Source organism: Bartonella harrusi (genome assembly GCF_024297065.1).
Taxonomy (GTDB): Bacteria; Pseudomonadota; Alphaproteobacteria; order Rhizobiales; family Rhizobiaceae; genus Bartonella; species Bartonella harrusi.
On the sequence record NZ_CP101114.1, the window covers coordinates 1,824,108 to 1,840,909 of the forward strand.

Annotated in this window: 14 protein-coding genes and 5 pseudogenes; 7 read left to right on the plus strand and 12 right to left on the minus strand. The window is 41.1% G+C overall.

Features of this window, described 5'->3' with window-relative positions:
• Positions 1–65: 65 nt before the first annotated feature.
• The 4 genes and pseudogenes from dut to NMK50_RS08615 all read left to right on the plus strand — a co-directional run.
• Entirely contained in the window at positions 66–623 is a 558-nt protein-coding gene (dut, locus tag NMK50_RS08600) for a dUTP diphosphatase (RefSeq protein WP_254771227.1), read from the plus strand.
• Positions 601–798 carry a hypothetical protein gene (locus NMK50_RS08605; RefSeq protein WP_254770116.1) on the plus strand — a complete coding sequence of 66 codons (198 nt, stop codon included), beginning with the start codon at positions 601–603 and terminating at the stop codon, positions 796–798. Before dut ends, NMK50_RS08605 begins: the two co-directional genes overlap by 23 nt.
• A gap of 300 nt (positions 799–1,098) precedes the next feature.
• Positions 1,099–1,346: pseudogene (locus NMK50_RS08610) on the plus strand (dCTP deaminase/dUTPase family protein); the annotation flags it as partial.
• Between the two features lie 3 nt (positions 1,347–1,349).
• Positions 1,350–1,636, plus strand: a pseudogene (locus NMK50_RS08615) (dCTP deaminase/dUTPase family protein); the annotation flags it as partial.
• 172 nt (positions 1,637–1,808) lie between these two features.
• Here the strand turns inward: NMK50_RS08615 and NMK50_RS08620 are convergent.
• The 6 genes and pseudogenes from NMK50_RS08620 to NMK50_RS08645 form a co-directional block, all read right to left on the minus strand.
• Positions 1,809–2,333, minus strand: coding sequence for a biopolymer transporter ExbD (locus NMK50_RS08620; RefSeq protein ID WP_309486014.1), 525 nt, complete (start codon positions 2,331–2,333; stop codon positions 1,809–1,811).
• Positions 2,330–3,187 (minus strand): MotA/TolQ/ExbB proton channel family protein, encoded by an 858-nt coding sequence (locus NMK50_RS08625; RefSeq protein WP_254771228.1) that lies wholly within the window; start codon positions 3,185–3,187, stop codon positions 2,330–2,332. Before NMK50_RS08625 ends, NMK50_RS08620 begins: the two co-directional genes overlap by 4 nt.
• Positions 3,188–3,808: 621 nt before the next feature.
• A complete protein-coding gene (locus tag NMK50_RS08630) occupies positions 3,809–4,177 on the minus strand; it encodes a helix-turn-helix domain-containing protein (RefSeq protein ID WP_254770117.1) in 369 nt (122 codons plus the stop codon).
• 394 nt (positions 4,178–4,571) lie between these two features.
• Positions 4,572–4,933 (minus strand): annotated as a pseudogene (locus tag NMK50_RS08635) (helix-turn-helix domain-containing protein).
• A 391-nt stretch (positions 4,934–5,324) separates the two neighbouring features.
• Positions 5,325–5,682 (minus strand): annotated as a pseudogene (locus NMK50_RS08640) (helix-turn-helix domain-containing protein).
• A gap of 417 nt (positions 5,683–6,099) precedes the next feature.
• Positions 6,100–6,438 carry a helix-turn-helix domain-containing protein gene (locus NMK50_RS08645; RefSeq protein ID WP_254770118.1) on the minus strand — a complete coding sequence of 113 codons (339 nt, stop codon included), beginning with the start codon at positions 6,436–6,438 and terminating at the stop codon, positions 6,100–6,102.
• Between the two features lie 1,364 nt (positions 6,439–7,802).
• On the opposite strand from NMK50_RS08645, the gene NMK50_RS08650 reads away from it, so the two are divergent.
• The 3 genes from NMK50_RS08650 (at position 7,803) to NMK50_RS08660 (ending at position 9,346) form a co-directional block, all read left to right on the plus strand.
• Entirely contained in the window at positions 7,803–8,096 is a 294-nt protein-coding gene (locus tag NMK50_RS08650) for an ElaB/YgaM/YqjD family protein (protein ID WP_241438996.1), read from the plus strand.
• 3 nt (positions 8,097–8,099) lie between these two features.
• On the plus strand, positions 8,100–8,543 hold the full coding sequence (locus tag NMK50_RS08655) for a phage holin family protein (protein ID WP_254770119.1): 444 nt from the start codon (positions 8,100–8,102) through the stop codon (positions 8,541–8,543).
• A 656-nt stretch (positions 8,544–9,199) separates the two neighbouring features.
• On the plus strand, positions 9,200–9,346 hold the full coding sequence (locus NMK50_RS08660; protein ID WP_254770120.1) for an Arm DNA-binding domain-containing protein: 147 nt from the start codon (positions 9,200–9,202) through the stop codon (positions 9,344–9,346).
• Positions 9,347–10,114: 768 nt separating this feature from the next.
• Here NMK50_RS08660 and NMK50_RS08665 read toward each other — a convergent pair.
• The 6 genes and pseudogenes from NMK50_RS08665 to ftsH all read right to left on the minus strand — a co-directional run bounded on the left by NMK50_RS08665 (position 10,115) and on the right by ftsH (position 16,771).
• Entirely contained in the window at positions 10,115–10,501 is a 387-nt protein-coding gene (locus NMK50_RS08665; RefSeq protein ID WP_254770121.1) for a helix-turn-helix domain-containing protein, read from the minus strand.
• Between the two features lie 393 nt (positions 10,502–10,894).
• Complete coding sequence (locus NMK50_RS08670) at positions 10,895–11,254, minus strand: helix-turn-helix domain-containing protein (RefSeq protein ID WP_254770122.1); 360 nt, start codon at positions 11,252–11,254, stop codon at positions 10,895–10,897.
• A 392-nt stretch (positions 11,255–11,646) separates the two neighbouring features.
• Positions 11,647–11,757: pseudogene (locus NMK50_RS08675) on the minus strand (helix-turn-helix domain-containing protein); the annotation flags it as partial.
• Between the two features lie 335 nt (positions 11,758–12,092).
• Positions 12,093–12,227, minus strand: a complete 135-nt coding sequence (locus tag NMK50_RS10450) for a hypothetical protein (RefSeq protein WP_256481395.1) — start codon at positions 12,225–12,227, stop codon at positions 12,093–12,095.
• A gap of 245 nt (positions 12,228–12,472) precedes the next feature.
• Positions 12,473–13,852, minus strand: a complete 1,380-nt coding sequence (gene glmM / locus NMK50_RS08680) for a phosphoglucosamine mutase (RefSeq protein WP_254770123.1) — start codon at positions 13,850–13,852, stop codon at positions 12,473–12,475.
• Positions 13,853–14,596: 744 nt separating this feature from the next.
• A complete protein-coding gene (gene ftsH / locus NMK50_RS08685; protein WP_254770124.1) occupies positions 14,597–16,771 on the minus strand; it encodes an ATP-dependent zinc metalloprotease FtsH in 2,175 nt (724 codons plus the stop codon).
• Between the last annotated feature and the right edge of the window lie 31 nt (positions 16,772–16,802).

Below are 16,802 nucleotides of genomic sequence, written 5' to 3' on the forward strand. Positions count from 1 at the left end.
TTGTTTCACGAGGAATCTTTTGTTAGAACTGTGCTTGTTTTTTATATTTTGGAGATGCTTTGACCATGCCTTCCACGCACCTGAACAACCAAACGAGTCCCTCTTCCTCGAAGATAGTTCCTCCTCCATCATCACACATCAGCTTATCGATCCAACGTCTTGAGCATGGTCAAGGTTTAGAACTTCCACACTATGCCACAGCGGGTTCTGCGGGGCTAGATCTGCGAGCAGCACTTGGTGCAGAAGAAACGATGGTTCTTGCACCGGGACAACGGGCGCTTATTCCAACGGGTCTCATCTTTCACCTTCAGCCCGGTTTTGAGGCGCAAATACGTCCACGCTCTGGTTTAGCCTTAAAGCATGGCATCACATGCTTAAACACACCTGGAACAATTGATAGCGATTACCGTGGCGAGGTAAAAATTCTCCTCATCAATTTGGGACAAGAAGACTTCTCCATCCAACGTGGTATGCGCATTGCGCAAGCGGTCATCGCACCGGTTATTCAGGTCAATGTTTCTGAAATAGAACCATCTGAAGAAGAAAATGCCCATAACAACGGAGAAAGCCAAGCTCCTACAAGCAGAGGAGCAGGTGGTTTTGGTTCAACGGGGCACAATTAAACAACAGTGCCTTTCACGTACCAAAACAACCACACAAAAACGAGCAAAAGAAACCTTCTTCCTTAAAGAGGTTTTCTCTCCATCACCACCAATCCGTTTATCGGTCCAACGTCTTGAACATGGTCAAAGTTTAGAGCTTCCACATGATCCATGGCAAGCTCTGCGAAGCCTATAAACAGCACTTAGTGAAGAAGAAACGGTCGATTATTGTATAAACAACACATTGATTTATAATCATAATTTATAATTTTTCCTATTGAATGAGACGCTCGGATATTGTAAAATCCTTTCATCTCAAATCCTGTTATGTTCAAGCAATTGAAATCACTTGCTTGCACGTCGCAAGCTGGGTTGGCATGTAGATAAAAAAGAGAGAAGAAAGGGGTACAAATGCCTGTTATGAATCGTCTAAAGACCAAGGGCTGTCGCAACGGGGGCTGGCAAAGAGTATGATGAGACCGGCTTATACCTAAAGCAACGGGCATTTATTCAAACGGAACTCCTCTTCCACGCTCATTCTACTCTCAAACCCGACTTTGCAGCGCAAAGACATCCACGCTCTGGTTGAACCTTAAAGCATGGCATCACATGCTTAAACACACCTGGAACAATTGACAATACTTAGCCAAAAGCGAGGGAAAAGTTCTCCTCATCAATTTGGGACAAGAAGACTTCTCCATCCAACGTGGTATGCGCATTGCGCAAACGGTCATCGCACCGGTTACAGCGCAAAGACATCCACGCTCTGGTTGAACCTTAAAGCATAGCATCACATGCTTAAACACACCTGGAACAATTGACAATACTTAGCCAAAAGCGAGGGAAAAGTTCTCCTCATCAATTTGGGACAAGAAGACTTCTCCATCCAACGTGGTATGCGCATTGCGCAAACGGTCATCGCACCGGTTATTCAGAGTGAGATTGATGCGTTTAAAACCGTGCGAAATGATATCACATTCTTGAACCATCTGAAGAAGGGCCATCTGAAAAAGGAAATGTCCATAACACCGTAAAAAGCAAAAACACCACAAGCAGAGGAGCGGATGGTGTAAGTTCAACAGACTTCAGCAGAAATAAACCGTTCTTTCCTCTCTAACCGCCCCCACTCTTACCGATAATCTATTTGCTCTAGAGGGAAAAGTTCCATAACAGAACTGTTCATGCTTAACATATCACTTGTAACGACTACTCTCGCACACCTGTCACATTTAGCCCATCCCCGTTGGGAGCATTTGCACTGCCGTCACTTGCCTCTCCTTTTGTTGGCTCTTTTACCACAACATTAGCAGACTTTTGCAATCCCATAAGACCAACTTTACGATATCCAGCAAGACGTATTTGATTAAGCAAATCAACAACAGCTCCATAATCGATTTCGCTATCAGCTTTGATCAAAATCTTTGTCTCTCGATTTTGCTTTGTTGCCTTCAACAAAGTTTCCGTAAAAGCGGATTGGGGGATCAGATCATCACCAACATAAAGAGACCGGTCTTTTTGCAAAGTGACATAGAGAGGCTCATCAGGTTGCACCATAGGGGGTGCTTGCGTTAGAGAAGGAAGTTGAACGGGAATAACGGAGGTTGCCAAAGGTGCAGCAACCATAAAAACAATCAGCAGTACGAGTACAACATCAATAAAAGGGGTTACATTAATTTCGTTGTGCAACCCACCATCATCATTTTCCCAATTATCATTAAAACCCGCTTTCATTTTTTCTGACTTTTCTGTTGACGATGTCTATCAAGTTCACGACTCAAAAGTCTTTCAATTGCCGCGGCAATATCGCCCAAATCATTGCGATAACCACTCAAAGCACGCATAAGGCTATTATACATAATAACAGCCGGAATAGCCACAAAAAGCCCGATAGCCGTTGCTAATAAGGCTTCAGCGATTCCAGGAGCCACCACATCAAGCCGTGTGGTTTGCGACTGAGCAATGCCGATAAAAGAATTCATGATTCCCCAAACGGTTGCAAAAAGCCCCACAAAGGGAGCAATAGCGCCAATGGTTGCCAGAACGGCGCTGCCACATGCAACACGCCTTGTCGCAGCTAACAAGCAGCGTGACAAAAGCGAATGAACTCTTTCCTTTATACCCTCATTCATATCGTGCACATCCTCACTATAGCGATCTATTTCCTCATAGAAGAAGGGGGTTTCATGGGCAATGGGGGCCTCTTGTTTTGCATACGCTTTTTCATCAGTTCCAGCCCCTTCATTGCCCATAAAACGCACTTGTTGTGTAGAAAGATACACTTCTTTAAGAACCTCTTTGAGAAAGACCACACCGGCACCTTTGCTTTCCTTTAAGCTGGCAGCCAAACGCGTGAGGGTTTGGGCATTGAGAACCAACTGAAGTTCACGACGCACTCTTCGTTTTGCCAAAGAGATTTCAACAATTTTGACAAAAGCAATGGTCCAAGAGGCAAGAGAAGCCAACAACAAAAGAACGATAACGGACTTGACAACAAAATCAGCCGCCATAAACATAGCAAAAGGGGAAAGGTCATGCGCAGCAAGCAGAGAAGATGCGCTCTCTAAGGGGACTGTTTCAGTTTCCATTTCTCTCACACCATTATGGATTGCACTTGGTTTTACAGCTGTGCCATCAACCCCCGCAGCACCACCCTTCCAAAATGCCACGTCCCTTTTAATATCACTCTGTATACAATCTAAAAAATAAAACTTGATAAATCAAGTATAGTTTTATTTCAGGAAAGAACTCTTTCAAGAGGAATATGAAAGAAATTTTTCTTCACAAAAATTAAACTGAACTTGTCTCAACAATAAGTTGCTTGCACAAAAGACTTAAACACACAAACGGCTCTTATAACAAGCCAAATAACATTGGCAGCACAAAAATAGAATGGGTCTTTCTTTTTCATAAATGGAAAGATGATAGCCTTCTATAGACTTTTACCAATGCATTTTTTACGCAACCATTCATGAACAAAAAAGAATTTTTTTTCATAAAACTTAAACTGAATTTATCTCAACAATACAGCCCTCTTGGTTGTTGCGTAGGTGCCCAAAACGCTTTTGAAGTAATAAAGCTCTTTAAAAAAATGAGCAATTTAAAACTGCACAAAAATACCTCATTTTTTCCGTGAACAACATTGCTTTTGATACTCTTTTAGAGAATAGGGCAATGTCTTCAATGTGATGGATTATAACGTTATAGCGTTAAAAACTTTCCTTTTGATCAGAGAGGAGCTGTAAAATGGCTTTCTGTTTTACAGAATTCAGCACTCTGAAGCTTTTTAAAAGCAAATATTCTTCTTTGCTCGAGATGATCTCTTCGTAATGGTATGGGGGCTGTTGCTTTGTTAAGAGATCCGCATAAAAAAAGGCAAGAGGAACATCCAGTTTTTCAGCAATTTCCTTCAAACGCCCGGCGCTTACACGATTGAGTCCCGTTTCATATTTTTGAATTTGTTGTGCGCTTAACCCTAAGAGGTTTCCGAGTTCTTTCTGAGACATTTTCAACATTTTTCGCTTAAAGCGAATTTTTTTGCCGATAGAAATGTCGTGAAAAAGGTTTTTGCCTTGCATTTTATTCCCCCACCGGGTGCGAGCGCCCTCGCATTGGTATTCCGGGAGTCTAAAAACACTGACTCAAATCAGCATTTTGCTTTTAGTGCTTGATAAGCACCTGGACATAGCAAAATCTCCCGGAATCCCGGGATACCCACAAAGTGGGCTCATTTTTATGTTTGAGTCTTCGGGTTTTTAGATCCCTATTGGTCGTTGCGTAGGCGACCAAAACTACCTTTTTAGTCATAAAGGAATTTCAAAGGATTTACAATAAAAATGAAAAAGTTTCTGTACTGTAGAGTTTTGTAATGCGAGCAGCTTCTTACATAAGAGGCACTGCGCTGTTTATCAAAGAGAAGATGGTGAGAAAAGCAATAGCACTTTTGTGTATTGATCTTGTTAGTCCAAGATTTTATTTCTGATCAGAGAGGAGTTGTAAAATGGCTTTCTGTTTTATAGAGTTCAGCACTCTAAAGCTTTTTAAAAGCAAATATTCCTCTTTGCTCGAGATGATCTCATCATTATGGTATGGAGGCTCTTGCTTCGTTAAAAGATCTCAGCGTAAAAAAAGGACAGGGGCACATCGCGTTTTTCAGCAATTTCCTTCAAACGCCCAGCGCTTACACGGTTGAGGCCCGTTTCATATTTTTGAATTTGTTGTGCGCTTAACCCTAAGAGGTTTCCGAGTTCTTTCTGAGACATTTTCAACATTTTTCGCTTAAAGCGAATTTTTTTGCCGATAAAAATGTCGTTGAGAAGGTTTTTGCCTTGCATTTCATTCCCCCACCGGGTGCGAGCGCCCTCGCATTGGTATTCCGGGAGTCTAAAACACTGAGCTTAATCAGCCTTTTTGCTTTTAGTGCTAAAAGCACCTGGACATAGCAAAATCTCCCGGAATCCCGGGATACCCACAAAGTGGGTTCATTTTTACGCTAGGGTTTAGGGTTTTTAGATCCCTATTGATCGTTGCGTAGGCGACCAAAACTACCTTTTTAGTCATAAAGGAATTTCAAAGGATTTACAATAAAAATGAAAAAGTTTCTGTACTGTATCGTTTTGTAATGAGAGCGACTTCTTACATGAGAGGCACTGCGTTGCTTATCAAAGAGAAGATGGTGAGAAAAGCAATAGCACTTTTGTGTATTGATCTTGTTAGTCCAAGATTTTATTTCTGATCAGAGAGGAGTTGTAAAATGGCTTTCTGTTTTACTGAATTTAGCACTCTGAAGCTTTTTAAAAGCAGATATTCCTCTTTGCTTGAGATGATCTCATCATGATGGTATGGGGGCTGTTGCTTTGTTAAGAGATCCGCATAAAAAAGGCAAGAGGAACATCGCGTTTTTCAGCAATTTCCTTTAAGCGCCCAGCGCTTACACGGTTGAGTCCCGTTTCATATTTTTGAATTTGTTGCGCGCTTAACCCTAAGCGGTTTCCTCATTTTTCTGAGACATTTTCAACATTTTTCGCTTAAAGCGAATTTTTTTGCCGATAGAAATGTCGTGAAAAAGGTTTTTGTCTTGCATTTTATTCCCCCACCGGGTGCGAGCGCCCTCGCATTGGTATTCCGGGAGTCTAAAACACTGAGCTTAATCAGCCTTTTTGCTTTTAGTGCTAAAAGCACCTGGACATGGCAAAAACTCCCGGAATCCGGGAGATACCCCACAAAGGGGTATCGATTTTAATGTATTAAGCTTTCGGGGTTTTAGATCCCTATTGGTCGTTGCGTAGGCGACCAAAACTACCTTTTTAGTCATAAAGGAATTTCAAAGGATTTACAATAAAAATGAAAAAGTTTCTGTACTGTAGAGTTTTGTAATGAGAGCAGCTTCTTACATAAGAGGCACTGCGCTGTTTAGCAAAGCAAAGATGATGAGAAAAGCAATAGCACTTTTGTGTATTGATCTTGTTTGTCCAAGATTTTATTTCTGATCAGAGAGGAGTTATAAAATTGCTTTCTGTTTTATAGAGTTCAGCACTCTAAAGCTTTTTAAAAGCAGATATTCCTCTTTGCTCGAGATGATCTCATCATAATGGTATGGGGGCTGTTGCTTTGTTAAAAGATCAGCATAAAAAAAGGCAAGAGGAACATCCAGTTTTTCAGCAATTTCCTTTAAGCGCCCAGCGCTTACACGGTTGAGTCCCGTTTCATATTTTTGAATTTGTTGTGCGCTTAACCCTAAGAGGTTTCCGAGTTCTTTCTGAGATATTTTCAACATTTTTCGCTTAAAGCGAATTTTTTTGCCGATAGAAATGTCGCGAAAAAGGTTTTTATCTTGCATTTCATACCCACCACCAGTTGCGAACGCCCTCGCATTGGTATTCCGGGAGTCTAAAATACTGAACCCTAGTCAGCTTTTTGCTTTTAGTGCTTGATAAGCACCTGGACAGAACAAAATCTCCCGGAATTGTGAGAGAGCTGCAAAGCGGAGCAAATTTATTTATCGAGGCTTTAAGGGCTATATTAGTCGTTGTGTATTGAGATATTTTTAACATTTTTCTTCTGAAGCGGATTTTTTTGCCGATAGAAATGTCGTGAAAAAGGTTTTTATCTTGCATTTTATTCCCCCACCGGGTGCGAGCGCCCTCGCATTGGTATTCCGGGAGTCTAAAATACTGAACCCTAGTCAGCTTTTTGCTTTTAGTGCTAAAAGCACCTGGACATGGCAAAAACTCCCGGAATTTTGAGAGAGCTGCAAAGCGGAGCAAATTTATTTATCGAGGCTTTAAGGGCTATATTAGTCGTTGTGTATTGAAATATTTTTAACATTTTTTTTCTGAAGCGGATTTTTTTGTCGATAGAAATGTCGTGAAAAAGGTCTTTGCCTTGCATTTCATTTTCCAAACTTAGTGCGAGCGCCCTCGCATTGGTATTCCGGGAGTCTAAAAACACTGACTCAAATCAGCCTTTTGCTTTTAGTGCTTGACAGCACCTGGACAGAACAAAATCTCCCGGAATCCTAAGAGAGCTGCAAAGCGGAGAAAATTTATCTATCGAGGCTTTGAGGCTTTACCAACCCTTGCACAAAAGACTTAAACACGCAAACTGCTCTTACGAACAAGCCAAATAACATTGGCAGCAAGAAAAGAGAATGGGATCTTTCTTTTTCATAAACGGAAAGAGAGCAGCCTGCAAAAGATTTTTACCAATGCATTTTTACTCAACTATTCATGAACAAAACTGCTTTTATCATCAAGGTGGAAAAAAGATAAAAAGACCGCTTTTCAAATTAAGATGTGTACATGATTTATTTTAAGCACAACGCTTTTAAATGAAACAACCAATGGAACGAAAAAAAGCGTTTGACGTTACAAAAGCAGTGAAAATTTTTACTCCAAAGCAAATGATCACTATGAACACACAAAGATGCGTAATGCTGAATCAACAGAGGGAAAAAGCATCATGGCAAACAACAAAACAACAGAGGACCACAAAATGGCAACAGAAAAAGAACCACGGGGGCAATTTAAGAAGTTACGCAAGGACGTTTCAGATGTTACCGCATCATTGGCAGATGCTGGTGCAAACACATTGAACGCAGCCAAAGACAAAGCCAAAGAACTGTATCATGCCGCGAAAGAAGGCAGTGAAGATATTCTCTCACAAGCAAAACAAAAAATTGATGACATAACAAAAGGAGATAACATGACAACAGGAAAAGAACCACGGGAACAATTTGAGAAGTTACGCAAAGATGTTTCAAATGTCACCTCATCATTAGCAGATGCTGGTGCAAACACATTGAACGCAGCCAAAGACAAAGCGGGAAAATTGTATCATGCAGCGAAAGAAAATGGTGAAGACATTCTCTCTCAAGCAAAAGAGAAAATCGGTGATTTTGAACAAAATATGCATCAATATGTTCGTAAAAATCCGAACAAAAGCATTCTGTTTGCAGCGGGGATTGGTTTTATTCTTTCTCAATTGTTGCGTCGTTGATCAATGCATAAGTTTATCGCTCCTCTTTTTAACCATCTTGTCGGCGGAGGGCTTAAAAGGACCGTCAAGCAAGTGCGTCTTCAAGCAATCATCTGCGGAATTGTTGGCATTTCATTATTGATGTCGCTGTTCTTTTTATGTCTTATCATTTTTCTTGCCTTATGTTCGGTTATGACACCGCTTGCAGCCGCCAGTACACTGTTTTTCATTTGGCTTTTGCTTGCAGGTTTAGGTTTTGTCACGAGTCGCATTCTCAAAACGTATCAACGCTACGAACAACAAAAGAAATCGGAAGAACAACGCCATCAACTTATGGCAGATGCAACGCTTTCCAGTCTTGCACTTTTAAGCAAACATCTCCCTTTTGCTAAATTGAGCGTTCCGGTTCTTGGACTTGCAACTTATTTCCTGTGGAAAAAAGATAAAAAAAACCACTTTTCAAAGTAAGATGTGCAATTGTGCACTTCTAACCCCCCCGGTGTTTTCTCTCTAAAATGAGAGAAAACACCTTTTTATTTTTCAAAGACCTTTTTTATGTCTTATTTTTCAATGTTCATGCAACATTCAACCTGAAGAATTGATCCCTATCCCCCTTAATCATCCCTTATCGCCTTTTCATCCCCCCTTTACCCGCCCCCTACCACACCTCTTAGCCTCCCTTACCGCCTCTCTTAATCATCCCTTGCCCCTTATTGCCTCTTATCGAACTCTTAATCACCATTAGATAACACGTTGATTTATAAATATACTTCATCATTTTGCCTGTTACATAAGAAATCCGAATATCCTGAGATTCTTTCATTTTAAACCTGCTTTATGTCGAATCAATTAAAACTATCCCCTTGCACGTCACAAGTGAGATTATTGTGTAGATAAAAAAACAAAGAAGAAAGGCGTAAAAATGCCTTTAATGAATCGTCTAAAAACCAAGGGCTATCGCAATATTAGAGCCGGTAAAGCGTATGATAGTGCTAGCTTGTACCAACCCGAATTGAAAAGTGTGCTTAACTCTATGGATATTTCTAAAGACACCATTAGCAAATTCCATATTTTAAGAGGTTTTTAGAAGTGTCCAAGAGCACAAAGAAATCATAAAATAACAAATGACGCAAGTTACTGGTGGTGCTCAATGGCTTTACCGCTATACCATTCACGGGCACCGTCGTGAAGTGAGTTTGGGTGCTTTAAGAGAGATTTCTTTAAAGAAAGCACGTGAATTTAGCAACACAATAACATTCGCTGCTGCATGAAGAACGTGATTCCATTAAAAGACATGACGAACAAAAACGTGAGGCAATATGTCATATCCATTCTTGAAAAGACATGACTTTGGATGCTTAAAACCATAAATTTAAATGAAAAGGAGTTGGTAAAAGATGAAAACGGGTTTCTCCCCTAACAGCCTCATATTGTCCGTCAATGCGGCAGCCTCCCAGTTTCACAAATGACGCAAACAGAGAGTGCAATACCCTTGCCCCATTTGACACACACACAATCCGAAGCAACGCGTGTTGCCTCAAACCGTCTTAATCTATCTCTCAAGCATACCGCATCTCAAACATACCACTGCGCTAAATTTGCATGTTAATTCCCAGAGAAGTGCAAAAATGAAAGCCCTCTTGTTCATTTCAATCTAAAAGAGCTTCAAATAAAAAAGACTTAAACACACAAACGGCTCTTATAACAAACCAAATAACATTGGCAGCACGAAAATAGAATGGATCTTTCTTTTTCATAAATGGAAAGATGATAACCTTCTATAGACTTTTACCAATGTATTTTTACGCAACGATTCATGAACAAAAAAGAAATTTTTTTCATAAAACTTAAATTTGAATTTATCTCAACAATACAGCCCTCTTGGTTGTTGCGTAGGTGCCCAAAACACTTTTGAAGTAATAAAGCGCTTTAAAGAAATGAGCAATTTGAAACTGCACCAACATGCCTCATATTTTCCGTTAACAACATTGCTTTTGATACTCTTTTAGAGAATAGGGCAATGTCTTCAATGTGATGAATTATAACGTTATAGCGTTAAAAACTTTCCTTTTGATCAGAGAGGAGCTGTAAAATGGCTTTCTGTTTTTTACAGAGTTCAGCACTCGAAAGCTTTTTAAAAGCAAATATTCTTCTTTGCTCGAGATGATTTCATCATGATGGTATGGGGGCTCTTGCTTTGTTAAAAGATCCGCATAAAAAAAGGCAAGAGGAACATCCAGTTTTTCAGCAATTTCCTTTAAGCACCCAGCGCTTACACGATTGAGTCCCGTTTCATATTTTTGGATTTGTTGTGCGCTTAACCCTAAGAGGTTTCCGAGTTCTTTCTGAGATATTTTCAACATTTTTCGCTTAAAGCGGATTTTTTTGCCGATAGAAATGTCGTGAAAAAGGTTTTTATCTTGCATTTTATTCCCCCACCGGGTGCGAGCGCCCTCGCATTGGTATTCCGGGAGTAACAAGTACTGAACCCTAGTCAGCTTTTTGCTTTTAGTGCTTGACAGCACCTGGACATAGCAAAATCTCCCGGAATCCCGGGAACACCCATGGGAATGGGCTTATTTTTATGCTCGGATTTTAGGGTTTTTAGATCCCTCTTGGTCGTTGCGTAGGCGACCAAAACACCAGCCAAATAATAAAGGAATTTGAGGGGATTGCAATAGAAATGAAAAAGTTTCTGTAATGTATTGTTTTGTAATGAGAGCGACTTCTTACATGAAAGGCACTGCGTTGCTTATCAAAGAGAAGATAGTGAGAAAAGCAGTGGTACTTTTGCGTGTTGATCTTGTTTGTTCAAGATTTTATTTCTGATCAGAGAGGAGTTGTAAAATGGCTTTCTGTTTTACAGAGTTTAGCACTCGAAAGCTTTTTAAAAGCAGATATTCTTCTTTGCTCGAGATGATTTCATCATGATGGTATGGGGGCTCTTGCTTTGTTAAAAGATCCGCATAAAAAAAGGCAAGAGGAACATCCAGTTTTTCAGCAATTTCCTTTAAGCACCCAGCGCTTACACGATTGAGTCCCGTTTCATATTTTTGGATTTGTTGTGCGCTTAACCCTAAGAGGTTTCCGAGTTCTTTCTGAGATATTTTCAACATTTTTCGCTTAAAGCGGATTTTTTTGCCGATAGAAATATCGTGAAAAAGGTTTTTATCTTGCATTTTATGCCCCCACCGAGTGCGAGCGCCCTCGCATTGGTATTCCGGGAGTAACAAGTACTGAACCCTAGTCAGCTTTTTGCTTTTAGTGCTTGACAGCACCTGGACATAGCAAAATCTCCCGGAATCCCGGGCTATCCACAAAGTGGGTTCATTTTTACGCTAGGGTTTAGGGCTTGTTTTCCCTCTTGGTCGTTGCGTAGACGACCAAAATCATATGGTTAAATCATAAAGTACTTTGAGGGGATTTACAATAAAAATGAAAAAGTTTCTGTAATGTAGAGTTTTGTAATGAGAGCGACTTCTTACCTGAGAGGCACTGCGCTGTTTATCCAATCGAAGATGATGAAAAAAGCAATAGTACTTTTGCGTATTGATCTTGTTTGTCCAAGATTTTATTTCTGATCAGAGAGGAGCTGTAAAATGGCTTTCTGTTTTACAGAGTTTAGCACTCGAAAGCTTTTTAAAAGCAGATATTCCTCTTTGCTCGAGATGATCTCATCATGATATGCAATAACTTCCATCATCTCTGTAACAACAGCATTGATCACTTCTTGTTCATCACCTTCAAGCATCATGCGAAAACCCTGCTTCAAAAACCTCTCCTCAAGCAACGCATTGGCAAAATCTCTCTTATCTCCCCCCAAAATATCCCACAAATCCCTCAAGAGCCTTCTTGCAAACGCACTCTTCATCGCTCTTTTATTGATTGCCTTTCAATCAGGTGCCCATAACCCGCACTTTGAGAAAAAATCACCAGCGATATTTTTCCAACAGTATCACTTCCCCTATGTATAATATAATCAAAAACACGAGCTGATTCATAGATTTTAGAAAGGATTCACGCTTTCTCGAGGGAAACTTCCTCTTTTGCAAGCGTATCGTGATATGCAATAACTTCCATCATCTCTGTAACAACAGCATTGATCACTTCTTGTTCATCACCTTCAAGCATCATGCGAAAACCCTGCTTCAAAAACCTCTCCTCAAGCAACGCATTGGCAAAATCTCTCTTATCTCCCCCCAAAATATCCCACAAATCCCTCAAGAGCCTTCTTGCAAACGCACTCTTCATCGCTCTTTTATTGATTGCCTTTCAATCAGGTGCCCATAACCCGCACTTTGAGAAAAAATCACCAGCGATATTTTTCCAACAGTATCACTTCCCCTATGTATAATATAATCAAAAACACGAGCTGATTCATAGATTTTAGAAAGGATTCACGCTTTCTCGAGGGAAACTTCCTCTTTTGCAAGCGTATCGTGATATGCAATAACTTCCATCATCTCTGTAACAACAGCATTGATCACTTCTTGTTCATCGCCTTCAGCCATAATTCGGATAACCGGTTCTGTTCCAGAAGCACGGATGACCAATCGTGCGTTTTTCCCCAACCGTTGCGTTGCTTGATCTATTGCTTTTTTAACCGGATTCTTTTTCAACACATTTTTGTTTTTAATCGTTATATTTTTTAAAACTTGTGGCACAGGCTCAAACCGTTTACACAATTGGCTCATAGGCGTTTGGCTCTCTTGCATACACGCTAAAATTTGCAAAGCAGCCACCAGCCCATCACCGGTTGTACCAAAATCACTCAGCACGATATGCCCCGAAGCTTCACCACCAACATTATATCCCTTTTCGCGCATTGCTTCGACAACATAACGATCCCCAACATTGGTCCGAACAACATCCAAACATTTGCCGTTCAAGAAGCGCTCGAGTCCAAGATTTGACATAATCGTTGTAACAACACCGTTACACTGTAAACGCCCCATTTTATGCCAATGTTCAGCAATTACAGCGATCAACTGATCCCCATCAATGGTTTGTGCTTTTTCATCGACAAGCAAAACACGGTCACCATCACCATCAAGTGCGATCCCCACATCGGCACGCACTTCATGCACTTTCTTTTTTAAAGAAGTTAAATCGGTTGACCCACATTTTTGATTAATATTCATCCCATTGGGTGTATCATGAATAGAAAAAACTTCAGCGCCCAATTCCCATAACGCACGTGGAGCCGCTTTATAAGCAGCGCCATTGGCACAATCGACGACGATACGCACAGCATCAAGACGCACATCACGGGGTAAAGTTCGTTTTGCATATTCAATATAGCGATAAATATCGCCCTCAACCCGTTTTGCATAGCCAATTTCAGCACAATCTGCTAAGGATTTTGTAAGATCTATATCGATCAATTGCTCAATTTTTTCTTCCATCTCATCAGAAAGCTTAAAACCATCGGGTCCAAAAAGTTTAATGCCATTATCATAGAAGGGATTATGAGAAGCAGAAATCATCACGCCAAGATCAGCACGCAGGGAACGACAAAGCATAGCAACAGCAGGTGTTGGGACAGGTCCAAGCAAGAAAGCCTCCATTCCCGCAGCGGTAAATCCTGAAACCAAAGCATTTTCCAACATATAACCCGATAATCGGGTATCCTTACCAATCACCACACGACGCGACTGATGTTGTGAGCGAAACAACACCCCCACAGCCATCCCCACTTTCATAGCAAAATCTGCTGTCATAGGGAAAGAATTAGCTTTTCCCCGAATTCCATCAGTACCAAAATATTTTTGCGCCATCCCTCTTTCCTTTACACAACTCTTTTTCTTCTTTCCTAACAGGCAAAATCCCTGATACAACACCTTTCCTGTGATGAAATCATTGGCACCTCTTCATTTCCAAACTTTCAGAAAATCACACCGCACACCAAGCCCGCTGCTGAGAACAACTCTCTCATTTCCCCAACAACCACATACACTCTAGAAATGATGCTTTGAGGTCTCCACAAAAAGGAATATTATGCTCTCTCATAAGCAAACGCTCTCCTTTTTAAACAAAAGCAAATACCTTAAAGCAACCAGCTCTCCACACACAACAAGACACAAAACCAAAGGCTTCAGAACACCTCTTACCACATAGACCGCAAACAACAAAAAAACTACCGCAACACATACCAAGCTCACCACCTAGAACAACTCTCTCATTTCCCCAACAACCACATACACTCTAGAAATGATGCTTTGAGGTCTCCACAAAAAGGAATATTATGCTCTCTCATAAGCAAACGCTCTCCTTTTTAAACAAAAGCAAATACCTTAAAGCAACCAGCTCTCCACACACAACAAGACACAAAACCAAAGGCTTCAGAACACCTCTTACCACATAGACCGCAAACAACGCCAAACACCGCGACAGAGATCACAAGCCAATAACCCTATAATATCTTTGATCACAGAATTTCCTAAATATACTTTTAAGGCGCAAGTCTTCCTTGCGCCTTTTTCAAAGAAATTTGCTTAAAATTTCTCCCAACACATTGTCATTTAAGCGTCTTTAGAAGGCTTTCCTTTATCACGTTGTGTAGCATTTGGCTTCTTACCAGCGCTTATTTTACTTTTAGGGCGACTTGCTGTTTTGGTGGAGCTTTTCGCGTTTTGTGCTTTTTTCTCAGCCCCACGGGATTGCGGTTCTTTCCCCTCAGAATCATTGGCTTGAATATCAGAAGACTTCGCTGTTTGCATTTCAGCATCTATCTCTGCTTTTCTCCCCTTTTCTTGATCAACATCTGTCTCATCAACATCTGTTTTATCTGCTGTTGTTACAGCTTCGCTTTGAGACTCTGCTTTAATCGTTCCCGTTTTAGGGACAGAGGAAATGCGCGGTGTGTTTCCTTCATCTTTTTGTGTTCGTGAAGGAGGCTTTCCAGCAATAACTTCTTTAATTTCAGCGCCCGTTAAAGTTTCATACTCTAACAAGCCTTGTGCCAAAGCGAACCATTCTTTCTTTTTTTCTTTCAGAATTTTAGTAGCACTTTTATAAGCATCATCAATAAGCTTACGCACTTCAGCATCAATCATGCGCGCTGTTTCCTCAGAGACATTTTGTGTTCGAGCCACAGAATGCCCTAAAAAGACTTCATCCTGATTATCACCATAAGCAACATTACCAAGCAGATCAGAAAATCCCCAACGTGTGATCATCGCCCGTGCCAATTTTGTTGCTTGTTCAATATCGGAAGAAGCCCCAGAAGTGATATTTTCTTTTCCAAATTTCAATTCCTCAGCGACACGTCCACCCATCATGATAGCCAACCGAGAAATCATCCACCGGTAACTCATAGAATAGCGATCCCCTTCGGGCAATTGCATCACCATTCCTAAAGCTCTTCCCCTTGGCACGATGGTTGCTTTATGCACAGGGTCGGCAACAGGCACACAAAGAGCCACGATAGCATGTCCTGCTTCATGATAAGCGGTGAGTTCTTTTTCTTCTTGTGTCATCGCGGATGAACGCCGTTCGGCTCCCATCATCACCTTATCTTTTGCATCTTCAAACTCTTGCATAGTGACGACTCTTTTATTACGGCTAGCCGCCATAAGAGCAGCCTCATTGACAAGGTTCATCAGATCAGCCCCAGAGAATCCTGGTGTTCCCCGTGCCAAAACTTTTAGATCAACATTAGGCGCTAAAGGAACATTGCGCACATGCACTTTTAGGATTTGCTCACGTCCAGAAATATCAGGATTTGGCACAACGACTTGTCGATCAAAACGCCCTGGTCTTAACAAAGCTGGATCGAGCACATCAGGTCTGTTTGTTGCAGCAATAAGAATGATACTTTCATTGGGTTCAAAACCATCCATTTCGACAAGCAACTGATTTAAAGTTTGCTCACGTTCGTCATTTCCACCTCCCAATCCGGCACCACGATGGCGCCCAACCGCGTCGATTTCATCGATGAAGATAATACAGGGCGCATTTTTTTTCGCCTGTTCGAACATATCGCGCACTCGGCTTGCACCAACACCAACAAACATTTCAACAAAATCGGACCCTGAAATGGTAAAGAAGGGTACATTTGCTTCCCCTGCCACAGAGCGAGCAAGCAAAGTTTTACCAGTTCCAGGAGGCCCAACCAGCAAAACGCCCCGTGGAATACGTCCTCCTAGGCGTTGGAATTTTTGTGGTTCACGTAAAAACTCAACAATTTCTTGGAGATCCTGTTTTGCTTCTTCCACACCAGCAACATCTTGAAAGGTGACACGACCCTGCGCTTCATTGAGCAATTTTGCTTTTGATTTACCAAATCCCATAGCCCCACGTGAGCCATTTTGCATTTGCCGCATAAAGAAGACCCACGCCCCAACGATAATAATCACAGGCAATAAGGAAAAGAGCAGATTAAGGAAAATACTATTACCAGAACTCTCAGGAATAGCTTTAACATTAACATTTTTGCTTTCCAATTTTTGGATCAAACCCGGATCTCGAGGCGCGTAAGTTGAAACAGTTCTGTGCTCGACAGTTCGTCCCGTTAACTTTTGCCCTTGAATGGTTACGGTTTTCAGCTCATTATTCTCAACTTTTTGCAAAAATTCGGAATAAGAGACCTCTCCTCCTCCAGAACGTTGGTTGTCTCCATTGAAGAGAGAAAACGACACAATCAAAATTAAGGCGATAACTCCCCAAATGAGGAGAGAGCGGTAATTAGAATTCATATTCAGCCCACACTTAATCAAATCTAGATTT

Excerpts from the sequence above, each read along its gene's own strand:
- dut (WP_254771227.1), top strand. The coding sequence starts at position 66 with ATGCCTTCCACGCACCTGAACAACCAAACGAGTCCCTCTTCCTCGAAG.
- NMK50_RS08620 (WP_309486014.1), bottom strand. The coding sequence starts at position 2,333 with ATGAAAGCGGGTTTTAATGATAATTGGGAAAATGATGATGGTGGGTTG.
- NMK50_RS08625 (WP_254771228.1), bottom strand. The coding sequence starts at position 3,187 with ATGGAAACTGAAACAGTCCCCTTAGAGAGCGCATCTTCTCTGCTTGCT.
- NMK50_RS08630 (WP_254770117.1), bottom strand. The coding sequence starts at position 4,177 with ATGCAAGGCAAAAACCTTTTTCACGACATTTCTATCGGCAAAAAAATT.
- NMK50_RS08645 (WP_254770118.1), bottom strand. The coding sequence starts at position 6,438 with ATGCAAGATAAAAACCTTTTTCGCGACATTTCTATCGGCAAAAAAATT.
- NMK50_RS08650 (WP_241438996.1), top strand. The coding sequence starts at position 7,803 with ATGACAACAGGAAAAGAACCACGGGAACAATTTGAGAAGTTACGCAAA.
- NMK50_RS08655 (WP_254770119.1), top strand. The coding sequence starts at position 8,100 with ATGCATAAGTTTATCGCTCCTCTTTTTAACCATCTTGTCGGCGGAGGG.
- NMK50_RS08660 (WP_254770120.1), top strand. The coding sequence starts at position 9,200 with ATGACGCAAGTTACTGGTGGTGCTCAATGGCTTTACCGCTATACCATT.
- NMK50_RS08665 (WP_254770121.1), bottom strand. The coding sequence starts at position 10,501 with ATGCAAGATAAAAACCTTTTTCACGACATTTCTATCGGCAAAAAAATC.
- NMK50_RS08670 (WP_254770122.1), bottom strand. The coding sequence starts at position 11,254 with ATGCAAGATAAAAACCTTTTTCACGATATTTCTATCGGCAAAAAAATC.
- glmM (WP_254770123.1), bottom strand. The coding sequence starts at position 13,852 with ATGGCGCAAAAATATTTTGGTACTGATGGAATTCGGGGAAAAGCTAAT.
- ftsH (WP_254770124.1), bottom strand. The coding sequence starts at position 16,771 with ATGAATTCTAATTACCGCTCTCTCCTCATTTGGGGAGTTATCGCCTTA.